Consider the following 17284-nt stretch of genomic DNA (forward strand, 5'->3'; position numbering starts at 1 on the left):
GGTTTTAGCAGTTTTGGGGAAATCTGCGTATGTAATAATCATTAAGATTTAACAAATGATATTATAACATTAATCATGATACACTTCAAGTGATTTTATTATAAAAGAATAATTATAAAAAATCAGTGAAAAATATATTTAGAAAAAATATATTTTTTAATAAAGCTAGGAGGATGTACTATGTTTAATATAAGAACAGATTTAGCTATTGAAGCTAAACAAATATATGAAGAGCAAAATAAAAGCAAAATAGATGGAGTTCAGGTATATGAATATAAAGAAGAGGATGTAGATATAACAGAGGTGAAAATAGTAAATGATAGTGGAGAATTGGCTATGAAAAAACCAAAAGGTTCTTATATAACGTTAAATGTTCCAGAATTTGCTCATTATGATAGTGAAACATTAGAACGAGTTAGTAAAATCTTAGGAAAGGTTTTAAAAAAAGTTATAAACATAGATAAAAGCATGACAGCTTTAGTTGTAGGATTAGGCAATTGGAATGTTACTGCAGATTCTCTTGGACCTAAAGTTGTTTCCAGAATAATGGTTACTAGACATTTAAAAGAGCTAGTGCCAAATCAAATAGATGAAAATATTAGACCTGTTTGTGCTATATCACCAGGTGTTTTAGGAATTACAGGTTTAGAAACTAGCGAAGTTATAAAAGGAATAGTACAAAAAATAAAACCTAATATAGTAGTATGTATAGATGCTTTGGCTTCAAGAAAAACTGATAGAGTAAATAATACAATACAAATAGGAACCACAGGAATATCACCAGGAGCAGGTGTAGGCAATAAAAGGATGGAATTAAGTGAAAAGACATTAGGGGTGCCAGTAATAGCAGTTGGTGTACCTACTGTAGTAGATGCTGCAACTTTAGCTAATGATACCATTGATATGGTATTAGAAGATATGATTAAGAATTCTAAAAAGGGAGAAAAATTTTATGAGATGTTAAAGTCATTAGATTCAGAAGATAAATTTAATATGATAAAAGAAGTAATAAATCCTAGACTAGGTAATCTTATAGTTACACCAAAAGAAGAAGATATGCTTATAGAGTCATTATCTAAAATAATAGGAAATGGAATAAATATAGCCTTGCAGCCTGCTTTTCAATTAGAAGATATAAATAAGTACTTAAATTAAAGAATATAATTAATAAAGGTTTTAAATAATCTATATAATGAAATTTATATGATTTTATTTCTTGTTCTAGTTAATTATTTTAACGCAATTTACAGATAGAAAATCCTAAAATATATAGTAACCTTATATTAAAAACCAATTTTGAATATTTGTGTTAAATTATAGAACGAAAATTTTTAAAAATTATTTCATAAATATAGTAATAAAATACTTTTCTCTCCCATAAAATTATATATAAGTAGGATAGGGGGAGGAAAAATGAATTACAAAAGTATAAGGCCAAAAACAAATAGAAACAATAATAAAGCGTGGATAATTTTATTCATGATATTAATTTTTTTTGTGGGAACAGTACCTTGTGTAGCTAAAGCAAAAGAAAAAGTTAATTTTAATAAAAGAAATATGTTTTATGTTCAAATATTAAACTATGCTATGCCTACAGTAAAAAGTATTTCTTTTAATGAAGAAGATATGGCAGAAAATAAGTTTACTTTTAAAAATTTTATGCTTCAAATAATAGGATTGAACATACATAATCCTATGTCATTGATAGAAAAAGAAATGCCTGTTTTAAATCTTAATTCCTCTGAAAAAAATACAGAGGATAAAAGTGTAGCATTAAGTCCTTTTAAATTAGAAGATAAAGAAGTGTCAAAGTATAAAGCAGAAGAAGTAAAAGAAGATTTGAATTTGGACAATAAAGTAGTGAGTGTTCAGGAACCAAAATTAAAAAAGAAGTTAAATCCTAAAAAACCAGAGGTGTTAATATATCACACCCATACCACAGAAAGCTATAAACCAGGAGAAGCAAGTAATTTTGACAATGATAAAAATGTTTGTGCAGTAGGACAAGAGCTATCAAAAGAGCTTATAGATAATTATGGTATAAATACTTTGCACGATAAAACAGTACATGATGCTCAAGCCTATACACAAAGTTATGCAAGATCAGCAGTTACGGTGGATAAACAGTTAAAACAGCATGGAGATTTTAAACTTATAATAGACTTACATAGAGATGGTGGAAGCAACAAAAAACCATTTCTAACGAAATTAAATGGAGAAAATGTAGCAAAATTTATGCTGGTAATGGCAAAAAAGAATCCTCATTTTAATCAAAATAATAAGATGGCTAATAATATAATAAATACTTCAAACAAACTATTTCCAGGGTTCTGTAGAGGAGTATATTATTATAATTACGGTACTAGATATTTCAATCAAAACAAAAGCAATAATGCAATTTTGCTAGAAGTAGGGGCAGATATAAACACTACATTAGAAGCTAAAGCTTCAGCAAAATATTTAGCTAGAATTATTGCAGAATGTTTAAATAAATAGCAAAATTGAATAAATAGAGAAAAAATGGTACATCCTTATAGTAAGAATAAAAAAGGGGTGTACTTTTTTATGGAAATAATAAAAAAGAGAAAAAAGTTTAAATTAAATTGGAACAAATATAAAACAGTTATATTATTAGGTGTGTTAATAGCTATAAGTGGTTTTCTTATTGTGAGTAATACTATGCCTAAGTTTGTAAAGGACAGATCAAAGGTAGCTATTTATTTTACTAGAAAGCCTTTGGATATTAGACTGAAGACCGAAAATTATACAATATATATGAATGAAAAAATATTAAATGATATAAATATCAAGACTTATGCAACTTTTAATAATGTGAAAAATTCCACAGATAATTTTATTAAAAATGAAAGCTTAAATAAAATAGGAAATGTGATTTACTATATAAAAGAAGGAATATTAGAAGTTTTTGGTAGTAGAGGAGTACAATAAAATAAATAACTAGGTATTTCACCTTTCAGTTGACATATCACCGGAGTTTTATGTTATAATTTACAGTGATTATTTTTACAATCTTGGAATTGAAATTTGTTATTAAAAACCTATATGTTATTTGGGGGTAAAGATATAATGCAAAGCGAAAGACAGAAATACATAAGAAATTTTTCAATAGTAGCGCACATAGATCATGGAAAATCTACATTAGCAGATAGATTAATAGAAGCAACAGGAACACTTACAGAAAGAGAAATGGATACTCAGGTACTAGACAATATGGATTTAGAAAAAGAAAGAGGAATAACTATAAAATCTCAGGCTGTAAGATTAATTTATAAAAGAGATACTGGAGAAGAATATACACTTAATTTAATAGATACTCCAGGACATGTAGACTTTAACTATGAAGTTTCTAGAAGTTTAGCAGCTTGTGAAGGTGCTATATTAGTTGTGGATGCAACTCAAGGCATACAAGCTCAAACATTGGCTAATTGCTATTTGGCTTTAGACAACGAATTAGAAATAGTTCCTGTTATAAATAAAATAGATTTGCCAAGTGCTAGACCAGAGGAAGTAAAGAAAGAAATAGAAGATGTAATAGGAATAGAAGCAGAAGATGCGCCTTTAGTTTCAGCTAAAACAGGATTAAATATAAAGGATGCATTAGAAGCTATAGTGGAAAAAGTGCCAGCACCAGAAGGTGATGAAAAAGGCTCTTTAAAAGCTCTTATATTTGACTCATACTATGACAGCTATAAAGGGGTAGTTTGTCATATAAGAGTAAAGGAAGGTACTATAAAAGAAGGTACAGAAATAAAACTTATGAACACAGGAAAAGTCTATGAGGTAGTAGAGGTAGGAGTTTTTGTACCTAATTATATGGCCGTAGATGAATTAAAAGCAGGAGATGTTGGTTATGTAACTGCATCAATTAAAAATGTTAGAGATGCAAGAGTGGGAGACACCATAACAGAATCTAAGAGACCTGCTAAAGAGGCGTTATCAGGATATAGACCTGCAGTGCCTATGGTGTTTAGTGGTATATATCCAGTGGATGGAGCTAAATATGAAGAATTAAAAGAAGCATTAGAAAAACTTCAAGTAAATGACGCAGCACTGTCATTTGAACCAGAGACTTCTATAGCTTTAGGCTTTGGATTCAGATGTGGATTTTTGGGCCTTTTACATATGGATATAATACAAGAAAGATTAGAAAGAGAGTTTAATCTAGATATTATAACTACAGCACCATCTGTTATATATAAAATAACAAAAACTGATGGAACTCTTATAGAATTGACAAATCCAACTAATATGCCAAATCCTTCAGAAATAAAACTTATGGAGGAACCTATAGTTAAATCATCTATAATAACACCATCAGATTATGTTGGTGCAGTTATGGATTTAGCTCAAAATAGAAGAGGCGTATTTAAGGATATGCAATACTTAGATACCACTAGAGTATCTCTAAATTATGAAATCCCTTTAAATGAAATAATTTATGATTTCTTTGATGCCTTAAAATCACGAACAAGAGGATATGCTTCTTTTGATTATGAATTGATAGGATACAAACAAGCTGATCTTGTAAAATTAGATATATTACTAAATGGAGAGATAGTAGATGCTTTATCCATGATAGTGCCAAATGAAAGAGCTTATGCAAAAGGAAGAAATATGGCTCAAAAATTGAAGGAAATAATACCAAGACAAATGTTTGAGATACCAATACAAGCAGCTGTAGGAGCTAAAATAATAGCAAGAGAAACAATAAAAGCTATGAGAAAAGATGTTCTTGCAAAATGTTATGGTGGAGATATATCTAGAAAAAGAAAGCTTCTAGAAAAACAAAAAGAAGGAAAAAAGAGAATGAGACAAGTAGGATCTGTAGAGGTACCACAGGAAGCATTCATGGCAGTATTAAAAACAGAGGAGTAATAGTATATAGGTTAGGAGTGTTAGTTTTGAATAGAGAGGATAAAAATACAGAAGTGTCACTTTATATACATATACCTTTTTGTATGCAAAAATGTTTATATTGTGATTTTACGTCCTATAGTAAAAAAGAAGATTTAATGCTTAAATATGTTAAAGCCCTCTCTAAAGAAATTGTTAATAAAACAAAGAATAAGATAATAAAAACAATATTTATAGGTGGGGGTACTCCCACCTATTTATCTTTAGAAGCTTTAAATATTTTAAAGGATGCTTTAAATTATGTTCATAAAAAAGAAAATTTGGAATTTACAGTAGAAGGTAACCCAGGAACTTTTACAGAGGATAAGTTAAACTTATTGAGAGCCATGGGGGTAAATAGGTTAAGTATAGGGCTCCAAAGTTCTAAAAATTATATATTAAAAACATTAGGTAGAATTCATAGTTTTGAAGATTTTGTTCATAGTTTTAAAATGGCTAAAAAACAAGGTTTTTCTAATATAAACGTTGATTTAATGTTTGCTGTTCCAAATCAAAATCTGGGTGAATGGAAAGAAACTTTAAAAGAGGTAATAAATTTAAATCCAGATCATTTATCCTGTTATAGTTTAATAATTGAAGAAGGAACAAAGTTTTATGACATGTATGAAAAATCATTGTTAAATCTTCCAGGAGAAGAGGAAGAACGTGAAATGTATGAATATTGCATTGATTTTTTGAAAATAAATGGATACTCACAGTATGAAATTTCAAATTTTGCTAAACCTAGTAAGGAATGTAGACATAATTTAGTGTATTGGAATTTGGAAGATTACATAGGTTGTGGAGTAGGGTCACATTCTTATATAAACAATGAAAGATATGAAAATACTAGTTCTATAGAAAAGTATATAGAAGAAGTAAATCTAAATAACCTTATAAAAATAAATTTTCACATTAATTCTCAGAAGGCAAATATGGAAGAGTTTATGTTCATGGGACTTAGAAAAACTGAAGGAATATACATAGATAAATTCAGAGAAAAGTTTGGTGAAGATATAACTGATATATATGGTGACGTGATAAACAAGTATAAAAAATTCAATTTATTAATAGAAAAAGAAAAAAGAATATATTTATCTAGAGAGGCTGTAAGTATCTCAAATACTATACTTTGTGACTTCATAGTATAAGGACTATGAGATAAACAAAGTATTTTAAAGGAAAAATGAGATTTTAAATAGTTAATATAAATTTTTTTATAATATCAAGAATAAACAAAGTAAAATATGAAATAATTAAGTTGACAAATAATTTATACAATGTTAGATTTTAATCATAGTAATTAGCACTCGTTGCTAGTGAGTGCTAATAAAAGAGGTGTCAATATGATATGGATGAGAGAAAAATCAGGATACTTCAAGCTATAATAAGAGATTATATTAATAGTGGAGAACCTGTTGGATCAAGAACTATTGCTAAAAAATATGATTTAGGAGTAAGTTCTGCAACCATAAGGAACGAAATGGCAGACTTAGAGGATATGGGATATTTAGAACAGATTCATAGTTCATCTGGAAGAAAACCATCAGATAAAGGCTATAGACTATACGTGGATAAACTTATGACATTATCAGCTTTAACAGAGCACGAAAAAATGCTTATAAAAGATCAAGCTATAGATTCAGCCTTATATGAAATAGATAAAACCATAAAGCATTCTATAAGTATACTATCTGAAATAACTAAGTTAACTTGTTTGGTAAAAGCCCCTTCTATGATAAGAAGTAGGTTGAAATCAATACAAGTAATTAAAATCGATAAGTATAATTTATTATTGATTGTTGTAACGGATAATGCCATGATAAAAAACATGCTATTAAGAGTAACAAAAGAAATAGATGAAGGCTCCTTAATAAAAATAAATAATTTATTAAACTTAAAATTAAAAGGACTAAGCCTAAGAGAAGTAAATGTAGAATTACTAACGGAATTAAAAAAAGAAATGATAGGATATGGTGATATATTAAAAAATATTCTATCATCTATATATGAAGCTCTTACAGATATAGAGGATGCAGAAATATATATGGAGGGAGCCACAAATATATTTAATTACCCTGAATATAATGATGTAGACAGGGCTAGAGAGTTCTTATCTATGCTAAATGATAGAGAAAAGGTAGAAGAACTATTATATGTGGATTCTGATATTGCTATAAAAATAGGAAAAGAAAATTTTGTAGAAGATGCAAAGCAATGTAGTGTTATTTCAGCAGTATATAGTATAGGTAAAACACCAATAGGAACTATAGGGGTTATAGGGCCTACAAGGATGCCTTATGAAAAAATAATATCAGCTGTGGCTACGCTAGTTAAGGTAATAAATCATACTTTAACTGATGACAATAATATTCATAAATAATATGTGGATAGAATGGAGGTATATAATTGGAAAAAAGATGTAAGGATGCTAAAGATACTGAAATGGAACAAGATTGCTGTTGTTGTAATGAGGACAGTGATAAAAAAGTAGAAGATGAAGTTAAAGAAGATTTAGAGTTTGAAGAACTGGAAGAAGAATTAGAAAAATCTGATGACTCTTCTCATGACTCTAATGAAGAAAAGATAAAGGAATTAGAAGATATGAAAAATAAATTAAAAGAAGAAAATAAAAAATTAGAAAATCAGCTAGAGGAAATAAAAGAAAGATTAGTTAGAACAGTAGCTGAATATGACAATTTTAGAAAAAGAACAACTAAGGAAAAAGAAGAGTTATATGTTAGTGCTTGTGAAGATGTTTTAAAAGAAATGCTTCCAGTTTTAGATAACTTACAAAGAGCAGCAACAGTAGAGGGTTCAATAGAAGATATTAAAAAAGGAATAGATATGACTGTTAAACAGTTTGAAACTTCCTTAGAAAAACTAGGAGTAGAAGAAATATCTACAGAAGTTGCTTTTGATCCTAATATGCACAATGCAGTAATGCATGTAGAAGATTCTAATTTAGGAGAAAAAGAAATAGTAGAGGTATTCCAAAAAGGATACAAAAAAGGTGAAAAAGTTATAAGATATAGTATGGTAAAAGTAGCAAACTAGATAAAATTTTATTATAAAAACTTAATAAATTACAAACTAGGAGGGAATATTAAAATGGCAAAAATAATCGGAATTGACTTAGGAACAACAAATTCTTGTGTATCAGTTATGGAAGGTGGGGAACCAGTAGTTATACCAAATGCGGAAGGTTCAAGAACAACACCTTCAGTAGTATCTTTCCAAGCTAATGGAGAAAGATTAATAGGTCAAGTAGCAAAAAGACAAGCTATTACAAACCCAGAAAAAACTATAATTTCTATAAAGAGATATATGGGAACAGACCATAAGGTTAATATAGATAACACAGAATATACACCACAACAAATATCAGCTATGGTACTTCAAAAATTAAAAGCAGATGCAGAAAGTTATCTTGGAGAAAAAGTAACTCAAGCAGTTATAACAGTACCAGCATACTTTAATGATAGCCAAAGACAAGCAACAAAGGATGCAGGAAAAATAGCAGGTCTTGAAGTTTTAAGAATAATAAATGAACCAACAGCTGCATCATTAGCTTATGGTTTAGATAAAATGGATACAAATGAAAAGATATTAGTTTATGACCTAGGTGGTGGTACATTTGATGTATCAATACTAGAATTAGGTGATGGAGTATTTGAAGTTAAAGCTACTAATGGAGATACAAAACTAGGTGGAGATGACTTTGACCAAAAATTAATAGATTATATAGCTGAAACTTTTAAAGCTGAAAATGGAATAGATTTAAGAAACGATAAAATGGCTATACAAAGATTAAAAGAAGCTGCAGAAAAAGCTAAAATAGAATTATCATCAGCAACACAAACAAATATAAATTTACCATTTATAACAGCAGATGCAACAGGTCCAAAACACATAGACATGAATTTAACAAGAGCTAAATTTAATGAATTAACTCATGATCTAGTACAACGTACATTAGAACCAATCAAAAAATCATTAGATGATGCTGGATATACAATGTCAGATATAGATAAAATTATAATGGTTGGTGGATCAACAAGAGTACCAGCTGTTCAAGATGCAGTTAAAGAATTTACAGGAAAAGAATTAAGTAAAGGAGTTAACCCTGATGAAGTTGTTGCAATGGGTGCTGCTATTCAAGCAGGAGTTTTAACAGGTGAAGTTAAAGATGTATTACTTCTAGATGTTACTCCATTAACATTAGGAATAGAAACATTAGGAGGAGTTGCAACTCCATTAATAGAAAGAAATACAACAATACCAGCAAAGAAGAGTCAAGTGTTCTCTACAGCAGCTGACGGTCAAACATCAGTTGAAATACACGTAGTACAAGGTGAAAGACAAATGGCAGCTGATAATAAGACACTAGGAAGATTTACTTTATCAGGAATAGCACCAGCTCCAAGAGGAATACCTCAAATAGAGGTAACTTTTGATATAGATGCTAATGGTATAGTTAATGTATCAGCTAAAGATAAAGGAACAGGAAAAGAAGCTAATATAACAATAACAGCTTCAACAAACTTATCTGATGATGAAATTGATAAGGCTGTAAATGAAGCTAAGAAATTTGAAGCAGAAGATAAAAAGAGAAAAGAATCTATAGAAATTAAAAATAATGCAGATCAAACAGTATATCAAACAGAAAAAACATTAACTGAATTAGGAGATAAAGTATCAGCTGAAGATAAAGCTACAGTAGAAGAAAAATTAAAAGCACTTAAAGATATTAAAGACGGAGAAGATTTAGAAGCTATCAAAAAAGCAACTGAAGATGTAACTCAAGCTTTCTATTCAATATCTTCAAAGATGTATCAACAAGCTAATCCAGAAGGTGCTTCAGGTGCAGGCTTTGATCCTAACAATATGGGTGGAACAAATGCAGGTAATGATTCAGCTGGAAATGATAAAAAAGATGATAATGTAGTAGATGCAGATTATAAAGTTGAAGACGATAAATAAAAAAATAAATGACAAATACTAAAAAATTGTATAATATATAATAGGTATGACTTAAGGGAGGGAGTTTGTACTCCTCCCTTAATTTAAGTGAAAAAACAATTTTAGATTACATTGAATTAGATAATTAGGTGGTGAAAGATAGGAATGCCTAGCAAAGATTATTATGCATTACTTGGAGTAGATAAAGGTTCTAGTCCAGAAGATATAAAAAAAGCTTTTAGAAAATTAGCTATAAAATATCATCCAGATAAAAATAAAGGTAATAAAGAGGCTGAAGAAAAATTCAAAGAAATAAATGAAGCATATCAAGTACTTTCTGATCCTCAGAAGAAAGCTCAGTATGATCAATTTGGAACTACAGATTTTAATGGAGCAGGTGGATTTGATTCATCAGGCTTTGGAGGATTCGATTTTTCAGATATGGGAGGCTTTGGAGATATATTTGATTCCTTCTTTGGTGGTGGATTTTCTTCTGGTGGAAGAAGAAAAAATGCTCCTCAAAGGGGTGCAGATATAGAAACTGCTATAAATCTAACCTTTGAAGAAGCAGTTTTTGGTGTAGAAAAAGAAATATCTGTAAATAAGAATGAAAAATGTGATACTTGTAGTGGAACTGGTGCAAAACCAGGAACAAGCCCAAAAACTTGTGATAAATGTGGCGGTAGTGGAAGAATTAGAATCCAAAAGAACACTATATTAGGAAGTATGGTTACAGAAACTTCCTGTGATAAATGCGGCGGTAGTGGAAAAGTTATAGAAAATCCATGTCATAAATGTCACGGAAAAGGTAAGATTAGAAAAAACAAAAAGATTAAAGTTAATATACCAGCAGGAGTAGATACAGGAAATGTTATTCCATTAAGGGGACAAGGTGAACCAGGAAATAATGGAGGTCCAACAGGAGATCTATATATAAATATAAGAGTAGCTTCTCACCCTACATTTAAAAGAAAAGGCTTTGATATTTATATAGAAAATCATATAAGCTTTGCTCAAGCTGCTTTAGGTGTTGAAATAAAAGTACCTACCGTAGATGGAGAAGTTAAATATGAAGTACCAGCAGGAACACAGCCAGGAACTGTATTTAGGTTAAAAGGTAAAGGTGTTCCAAAGATAAATAGCACAGCTAGAGGAAATCAATATGTTACTATAATAGTAGACATACCAAAACGATTGAATAATAAGCAAAAAGAGGCTTTAGCTATGTATATGGAAGCAAGTGGCGAAGCACCACAAGGAAAAGATAAGGGTAATATTTTTGAAAAGATAAAAAAAGGTTTCAAGGACTAATATAAGGAAAGTGCTAAGCACTTTCCTTATATTTTGTGGTGGATTCTTATATTTTTAGGTATAATATATTAGTAACGTTAGATAAATCGTATAATTATAGTTATTAGTTTTTAAATAGAGTTAATTTATAATAAATAAATTAACAATAGTTTTTTATTAGAAGGAGGAATTTTCAATGGATAAAGAATGGTTAGAGATTTGTATATATACAAGTAGTGAAGCTTTAGAAGCTATATCAGGAATATTATATAATACAGGTGTAAAGGGAGTCTCAATAGAAGATCCCAAGGATATTGAGTTTAAAAAGAAACATCCTGGAGATTGGGATTACTTCGATGAAACTTTATTAACTGTTAAAGATACTGCTATAGTAAAGGGATATTATAAAGAAGATGATAAATTTAATGGATATTTAGAGTACATAAAAGAATCAGTAAGTAATTTAGGTGAGTTTGGAATAGATAAAGGTAAAGGATTAATAGAAGTTCATAAGGTAAATGAAGAAGATTGGGAAAATAATTGGAAGAAATACTATAAGCCAACTAAGGTTTCAAATAAAATAGTTATAAAACCTATATGGGAAAGTTATGATAAAAAAGAAGAGGAAATATTGGTAGAATTAGATCCAGGCATGGCTTTTGGTACAGGAACTCATGAAACAACAAGAATGTGCATAAATGCTTTAGAAAAATATATAAAAGATGATACAACTGTATTTGATATAGGTTGTGGATCAGGTATATTATCTATAGCAGCAGCTAAGCTAGGCGCTAAACATGTAATAGGGGTAGACTTAGATCCAGTAGCTGTGAAATCATCTAAAGAAAATATTAAATATAACAATTTAGATAATATAGAAATACTAGAAGGCAATCTAATGGGAGTTGTAGATGGTAAGGCTAATATAGTAGTAGCTAACATAATAGCAGATATTATAATATTTTTAACAGAAGGAGTTAAATCTTTTATAGAAAAGGATGGATATTTTATAGCTTCTGGTATAATAAATTCTAGAAAAGAAGATGTTATTAAAAAGCTGGAAGAAACAGGTTTTATTATACAAGAGGTAAAAGAAGAGGGAGAATGGGTTTGTATAGTATCTAAAATAAGTTAATGGATATACTTAACTAACAATTAACACTATATAAATAGATTATACCTACATAAGTAGGGGGAATCTTAGTATATATGTATTTAATTCAAATTTTAAAGTATTAATTTATATTTATTTCTTATAAGAAAATATTAAAGTAGGTGATTATTGTGCATAAATTTTTTGTGCCAGCTGAAAATATAGTTGATAAAAAGGCTAAAATTGATGGTGATGATGTTAAGCACATCTATAAAGTATTGAGATTAGAGTGTGGAGATGTTATAAACATAAATAATTGCCAGGGAAAAGAATACAAAGGTGAGATAGAAAGTATAGATAAAAAGGCTGTCTTTGTAAAAATACTAGAGGAAGTAGAAGTAAATAACGAGAGCCCTTTAAATATTTATTTATATCAAGGACTTCCTAAATCTACTAAAATGGATCTAATAGTTCAAAAGGCCACTGAACTTGGTATAAAAGAAGTAGTACCAATATTAACAGAAAGAGTAGAGATAAAAACTTTATTAAAGGAATTTAAAAAGTTAGATAGGTGGAATAGAATTGCACTTGAAGCATGCAAACAGTGTAAAAGATCTTTAATTCCAACAGTTAGAGAACCTTTAGAGTTTAATGATTTACTGGAAGAATTAATAAATATGGATTTAATAATTGTACCTTATGAAAATAAAGAAAATTATGGAATGAAATCTCTTATAAGGGATATAGAATGTGAAATAAAAAATATTAAAAATGTAGGAATAATTATAGGGCCAGAAGGTGGATTTGAAGAAAGTGAAATAAAAGCTTTAGAAGAAATAAAGGCTAATATAATAACTTTAGGACCTAGAATATTTAGAACGGAAACAGCAGGTATAGTATGTACTTCTATAATTTCATATGAATTAGGAGATCTAGGAGGAAATATATAATGAAAGTTGCTTTTTCTACATTAGGATGTAGAGTAAATGTATATGAGACAGAAGCTATGACAGAAAAATTCACAAAGCAAGGATATGAAGTGGTGGATTTTAATGAAGTAGCTGATGTATATGTAATAAATACTTGTACAGTGACTAATATGGGTGATAAAAAATCAAGACAGATGATAAGCAGGGGAAGAAGACAAAATCCTAAAGCCATAATTGCAGTAGTAGGTTGTTATTCTCAAATAGCTTCAGAAGAAGTATCTAAAATAGAAGGGGTAGATGTAGTCTTAGGTACTAGAAATAAAGGAGAAATAGTTTACTGGGTAAATAGAGCAATGGAAGAAAAAACTCAAGTAATAGAAGTCAAAGACGTTCTTAAAAATAAAGAATTTGAAGAATTAAATATAGAAGAATACAGAGATAAGACAAGAGCTTTTCTAAAAATACAAGATGGATGTAATAGATTTTGTTCTTATTGCCTGATACCTTTTGCAAGAGGAGCAGTGTGCAGTAAAAACCCAGAAAAAGTTATAGAAGAGGCTAAAAAACTTTCTAAACATGGATTTAAAGAAATAATTTTATCTGGTATAGATATAGCCTCTTATGGCTTTGATTTAAAAGGAGAATACAATTTAACAACTATACTAGAACAGATAGATAAAATAGATGATATTGAAAGAATAAGAATAGGTTCCATAGACCCAACATTTTTTACAGAAGAAGAAATAAAAAGAATAGGTAAACTAAAAAAATTCTGCCCGCATTTTCATTTATCCCTTCAGAGTGGATGTAATGAAACATTAAAAAGAATGAATAGAAAATATACTATAGAGCAGTATAAAGAGATAGTATATAATTTGAGAAAAAATATACAAGATGTTTCTATAACAACAGATATAATAGTAGGGTTTCCAGGAGAAACAGAAGAGGAATTTAATAAAACTTATGAATTTTTAAAGGATATAAAATTATCTAAAATGCATGTGTTTAAATTTAGTCCAAGAACAGGTACAAGAGCAGAAAAGATGGAGCAGCAAATAGATGGCAATATAAAAGAAGAGAGAAGTAATAAAATAATAAATTTGGATAGAATTCTTGAAAAAGAATTTATGAACAAATTTATAGAAAGAGAAATGCCAGTATTATATGAAAAGGAAACTAAAGATGAAGGTATTTTTGAAGGGTATACTCCTAACTATATAAAAATATATGCAATAAGTTTAAATGATATTACTGGAGATATAATAAATACATCATTGAAAGAAGTATCAAAGGATTTTATTAAGGGAGAAATTTATTAGAGTAGAAGGATTTTTAATATATTTATTGAATATTTCACTTAGCAGGAGGTGATATAATGAAAAATTGTATTTTTTGTAAAATATTAAAGGGAGAAATACCAAGCTCTAAAGTGTATGAAGATGAAATAGTATATGCTTTTAATGATATAGATCCAGTTGCGCCACATCATATTCTTATAATACCTAAAGAACATATAAGTTCTTTGAATGATCTAACAGAAGAAAACAGTAAAGTTATAAGCCATATATTCATGGTAGCTAAAAAGTTAGCTAAGGATCTTAATATATCAGAACAAGGTTATAGAATAGTTTCTAACTGTGGAGAGTCAGCAGGACAAACTGTTTTTCATATACATTTTCATTTGATAGCAGGAAGAAATTTGAAGTGGCCTCCAGGCTAAAAAACTTATTAAAGTCCATATATTAAGTTGTTGACAGTTTCCCAAAATATGTTGTATAATAGCTAGTGTGTTATTTAGCCCGCAATTAACTGCTTTGTTTTTACTAAATTGAACTAGCGGAGGGAGGGAGAAAACATGTCAGAAATAAAAGTTGGAGAAAATGAATCATTAGAAAACGCACTAAGAAGATTTAAGAAAAAATGTGCAAGAGCTGGTGTTTTATCTGAAGTAAGAAAAAGAGAACACTACGAAAAACCAAGTGTAAAGAAAAAAAAGAAATCTGAAGCTGCAAGAAAGAGAAAATTCAAGTAGTCATAAATTAATAGATTTCTTTGAAAGAGGGTATTATACAATAATGTCTCTTAAGGAAACACTACAAGACCATTGGAAACAAGCCTTAAAAGCTAAAGAAAAAGAAAAAGCTAGTACTATAAGTATGGTTAAAGCTGCAATTCTTTTAGCAGAAAAAAATTCAGGGAAAACGCTTGAAGATTCAGAAATAATTGATATTTTATCCAAAGAGATAAAACAACGCAAAGAAGCTTTAGAAGACTTCAAGAAGGGAAACAGACAAGACTTAATAGATTCAACTAATTTTGAAATAGAAGTTTTGCTAAAATACCTTCCTCAGCAGTTGACAGAAGAGGAAATTACAGAAATTATTGAAAAAGCAGTTAATGAAACTGGTGCAAATAGCATGAAACATATGAAAAATGTCATGAGTATAGTTATCCCTAAGACTAAAGGTAAAGCAGATGGTAAACTTGTAAGTGAAAAAGTAAAAAATATATTGAGTAAATAGTAAAAGCTGAGTAAAACTCAGCTTTTTATATTTGTATATATAAAATCATATTTGTCATTTATTAAAAAATGCTTTCATAAATTAATATGAAAGTATTTTTTTTATTTGAGGTGAAAAATGGGTAAAAAATTTTATAATGCAAAAGAAACTGTAGCAGATAAGTTAGATTTACCGAGAGATATAATTTTAAATCAACCAAAGATAACAGTTACTGGTAATGAAGAAATAGCTATAGAAAATCATAGAGGAGTAGTTGTTTTTGAAGAAAAAGTGGTAAAGATTAATTCTGGAGCTGGATTGATATCTATTTATGGTAAAGATTTTGAAATATTATTTATGGGGGGAAGTACTATTACTCTAGGAGGAAAATTTAAATCTATAGAATATGAAGGGTCTGAAGTAGATGAAATTTGATAAATACAGAAGTGCTATCATAACTATAGAAATTCAATCTATGATACCAGAGAGATTTATTAACCTCTTATGGAGAAATGGTGTTAAAGTTAAAAATGTAGTTAAAAAAAATGTAACTACATTTGTTTTAGATATAAACTTAAGAGATTATGTTGTTATGGAGGATATAGCTAATAGAACAGGAACAAAGGTGAAAATAGTTAAAAGAAAGGGAATTTCTTTTTTGGTTTTATTTCTAAAAAGAAGATTTTCATTGGTGATAGGTATATTTATTTTTTCTTTTATAATATACTTTATGTCAACATTTATATGGAATATAGATATAACGTCAACTAATGGTATAACACCTTATGAAATAAGACAACAATTAAAAAAATATGGTGTAAAGCCTGGAATAAATAAAAGTAATATAGATGTTTATAAACTAGAGGAAAAATTAGTTAAAGATATAGATAATATAATGTGGGTAAAAGCTAGAATTGAAGGGGGCAGACTGGTAATAAAAGCTGAAGAAAGGCAATCACCTCCAAATATAATAGAAGAGGATGAGCCATGTGATTTAGTTGCAAAAAAAGATGGTGAAGTACAAAGGGTATATACTACTTCTGGAAGTGCTATAGTACAAAATGGAGACATAGTAAAAAAAGGAGATATTTTGATTAAGGGAGAACAAGGAAAAGAAGAAGAAACTTATGAAGTTCATTCAGCAGGAAAAGTATTTGCCAGAACATTTTATGAAAAAATTGAGACTATAAATACCTATAGAATAAAAAGAAAAAGAACGGGTAAAAAAATAGATAGGACATATATTAATTTTAAAGGTAAAAAACTATATTTGAAAAAAACTATAAATAAATTTAAAAAATATGATAGAATAGAGAATAATAAGTTATTTATGGGAAAGGAAACTTTATATGAAGTAAAAGAAGCAAGAGAAGATATTGATGTGAAAAAAGCTGTAGATAAAGAATGTGAAAAAATATATAAGAATATAACCAAGAACTTAGATAAATCTGTTAAAATCATAGATAAAATTACGGATTATTCTCCAGAGGGAGATGTCTGTAAGATTAGAATGTTGATTATAGCGGAAGAAGATATAGCTGTTCCACAAAAAATAGAAGTTACAGATAAAGAAGAAGACAGCTAAAATAAAGGTG

General features: G+C 28.9%; 17 protein-coding genes. All 17 read left to right on the forward strand.

Going from position 1 to position 17284, the window contains the following annotated elements; translation table 11 throughout:
- Positions 1-180: 180 nt before the first annotated feature.
- The 17 genes from gpr (at position 181) to yqfD (ending at position 17274) form a co-directional block, all read left to right on the forward strand.
- Complete coding sequence (gene gpr / locus NGI68_RS12770) at positions 181-1155, forward strand: GPR endopeptidase (protein ID WP_251861853.1); 975 nt, start codon at positions 181-183, stop codon at positions 1153-1155.
- A 258-nt stretch (positions 1156-1413) separates the two neighbouring features.
- Positions 1414-2496: a stage II sporulation protein P gene (locus NGI68_RS12775; RefSeq protein ID WP_251861854.1), complete on the forward strand. Its 1083-nt coding sequence runs from the start codon at positions 1414-1416 to the stop codon at positions 2494-2496.
- A gap of 69 nt (positions 2497-2565) precedes the next feature.
- A complete protein-coding gene (locus NGI68_RS12780) occupies positions 2566-2949 on the forward strand; it encodes a hypothetical protein (protein ID WP_251861855.1) in 384 nt (127 codons plus the stop codon).
- Positions 2950-3087: 138 nt separating this feature from the next.
- A complete protein-coding gene (lepA, locus tag NGI68_RS12785; protein ID WP_251861856.1) occupies positions 3088-4896 on the forward strand; it encodes a translation elongation factor 4 in 1809 nt (602 codons plus the stop codon).
- Between the two features lie 26 nt (positions 4897-4922).
- Positions 4923-6065 carry a radical SAM family heme chaperone HemW gene (hemW, locus tag NGI68_RS12790; RefSeq protein WP_251861857.1) on the forward strand — a complete coding sequence of 381 codons (1143 nt, stop codon included), beginning with the start codon at positions 4923-4925 and terminating at the stop codon, positions 6063-6065.
- Positions 6066-6265: 200 nt separating this feature from the next.
- The gene (gene hrcA / locus NGI68_RS12795) at positions 6266-7297 is read left to right on the forward strand and encodes a heat-inducible transcriptional repressor HrcA (protein ID WP_251861858.1); all 1032 of its coding nucleotides are present in this window, start codon (positions 6266-6268) and stop codon (positions 7295-7297) included.
- A gap of 26 nt (positions 7298-7323) precedes the next feature.
- Positions 7324-7971, forward strand: coding sequence for a nucleotide exchange factor GrpE (gene grpE / locus NGI68_RS12800; protein ID WP_251861859.1), 648 nt, complete (start codon positions 7324-7326; stop codon positions 7969-7971).
- A 54-nt stretch (positions 7972-8025) separates the two neighbouring features.
- The gene (dnaK, locus tag NGI68_RS12805) at positions 8026-9897 is read left to right on the forward strand and encodes a molecular chaperone DnaK (RefSeq protein ID WP_251861860.1); all 1872 of its coding nucleotides are present in this window, start codon (positions 8026-8028) and stop codon (positions 9895-9897) included.
- A 144-nt stretch (positions 9898-10041) separates the two neighbouring features.
- On the forward strand, positions 10042-11187 hold the full coding sequence (gene dnaJ, locus NGI68_RS12810; RefSeq protein WP_251861861.1) for a molecular chaperone DnaJ: 1146 nt from the start codon (positions 10042-10044) through the stop codon (positions 11185-11187).
- A 175-nt stretch (positions 11188-11362) separates the two neighbouring features.
- Positions 11363-12301 (forward strand): 50S ribosomal protein L11 methyltransferase, encoded by a 939-nt coding sequence (prmA, locus tag NGI68_RS12815; RefSeq protein WP_251861862.1) that lies wholly within the window; start codon positions 11363-11365, stop codon positions 12299-12301.
- Positions 12302-12450: 149 nt separating this feature from the next.
- Positions 12451-13209, forward strand: coding sequence for a 16S rRNA (uracil(1498)-N(3))-methyltransferase (locus tag NGI68_RS12820; RefSeq protein WP_251861863.1), 759 nt, complete (start codon positions 12451-12453; stop codon positions 13207-13209).
- Entirely contained in the window at positions 13209-14507 is a 1299-nt protein-coding gene (gene mtaB / locus NGI68_RS12825) for a tRNA (N(6)-L-threonylcarbamoyladenosine(37)-C(2))-methylthiotransferase MtaB (RefSeq protein WP_251861864.1), read from the forward strand. Before NGI68_RS12820 ends, mtaB begins: the two co-directional genes overlap by 1 nt.
- Before the next feature lie 56 nt (positions 14508-14563).
- Positions 14564-14908: a histidine triad nucleotide-binding protein gene (locus NGI68_RS12830; RefSeq protein ID WP_251861865.1), complete on the forward strand. Its 345-nt coding sequence runs from the start codon at positions 14564-14566 to the stop codon at positions 14906-14908.
- A 135-nt stretch (positions 14909-15043) separates the two neighbouring features.
- Positions 15044-15220, forward strand: a complete 177-nt coding sequence (gene rpsU, locus NGI68_RS12835) for a 30S ribosomal protein S21 (protein ID WP_003357777.1) — start codon at positions 15044-15046, stop codon at positions 15218-15220.
- 43 nt (positions 15221-15263) lie between these two features.
- The gene (locus NGI68_RS12840; protein ID WP_251861866.1) at positions 15264-15710 is read left to right on the forward strand and encodes a GatB/YqeY domain-containing protein; all 447 of its coding nucleotides are present in this window, start codon (positions 15264-15266) and stop codon (positions 15708-15710) included.
- Positions 15711-15827: 117 nt separating this feature from the next.
- Positions 15828-16124: a sporulation protein YqfC gene (gene yqfC / locus NGI68_RS12845; protein ID WP_251861867.1), complete on the forward strand. Its 297-nt coding sequence runs from the start codon at positions 15828-15830 to the stop codon at positions 16122-16124.
- A complete protein-coding gene (yqfD, locus tag NGI68_RS12850; protein ID WP_251861868.1) occupies positions 16114-17274 on the forward strand; it encodes a sporulation protein YqfD in 1161 nt (386 codons plus the stop codon). Before yqfC ends, yqfD begins: the two co-directional genes overlap by 11 nt.
- Positions 17275-17284: the final 10 nt, after the last annotated feature.

The organism is Clostridium sp. Marseille-Q2269, from assembly GCF_943736985.1.
Lineage (GTDB): Bacteria > Bacillota > Clostridia > Clostridiales > Clostridiaceae > Clostridium_F.

Excerpts from the sequence above, each read along its gene's own strand:
- gpr (WP_251861853.1), top strand. The coding sequence starts at position 181 with ATGTTTAATATAAGAACAGATTTAGCTATTGAAGCTAAACAAATATAT.
- NGI68_RS12775 (WP_251861854.1), top strand. The coding sequence starts at position 1,414 with ATGAATTACAAAAGTATAAGGCCAAAAACAAATAGAAACAATAATAAA.
- NGI68_RS12780 (WP_251861855.1), top strand. The coding sequence starts at position 2,566 with ATGGAAATAATAAAAAAGAGAAAAAAGTTTAAATTAAATTGGAACAAA.
- lepA (WP_251861856.1), top strand. The coding sequence starts at position 3,088 with ATGCAAAGCGAAAGACAGAAATACATAAGAAATTTTTCAATAGTAGCG.
- hrcA (WP_251861858.1), top strand. The coding sequence starts at position 6,266 with ATGGATGAGAGAAAAATCAGGATACTTCAAGCTATAATAAGAGATTAT.
- dnaK (WP_251861860.1), top strand. The coding sequence starts at position 8,026 with ATGGCAAAAATAATCGGAATTGACTTAGGAACAACAAATTCTTGTGTA.
- dnaJ (WP_251861861.1), top strand. The coding sequence starts at position 10,042 with ATGCCTAGCAAAGATTATTATGCATTACTTGGAGTAGATAAAGGTTCT.
- prmA (WP_251861862.1), top strand. The coding sequence starts at position 11,363 with ATGGATAAAGAATGGTTAGAGATTTGTATATATACAAGTAGTGAAGCT.
- mtaB (WP_251861864.1), top strand. The coding sequence starts at position 13,209 with ATGAAAGTTGCTTTTTCTACATTAGGATGTAGAGTAAATGTATATGAG.
- NGI68_RS12830 (WP_251861865.1), top strand. The coding sequence starts at position 14,564 with ATGAAAAATTGTATTTTTTGTAAAATATTAAAGGGAGAAATACCAAGC.
- rpsU (WP_003357777.1), top strand. The coding sequence starts at position 15,044 with ATGTCAGAAATAAAAGTTGGAGAAAATGAATCATTAGAAAACGCACTA.
- NGI68_RS12840 (WP_251861866.1), top strand. The coding sequence starts at position 15,264 with ATGTCTCTTAAGGAAACACTACAAGACCATTGGAAACAAGCCTTAAAA.
- yqfC (WP_251861867.1), top strand. The coding sequence starts at position 15,828 with ATGGGTAAAAAATTTTATAATGCAAAAGAAACTGTAGCAGATAAGTTA.
- yqfD (WP_251861868.1), top strand. The coding sequence starts at position 16,114 with ATGAAATTTGATAAATACAGAAGTGCTATCATAACTATAGAAATTCAA.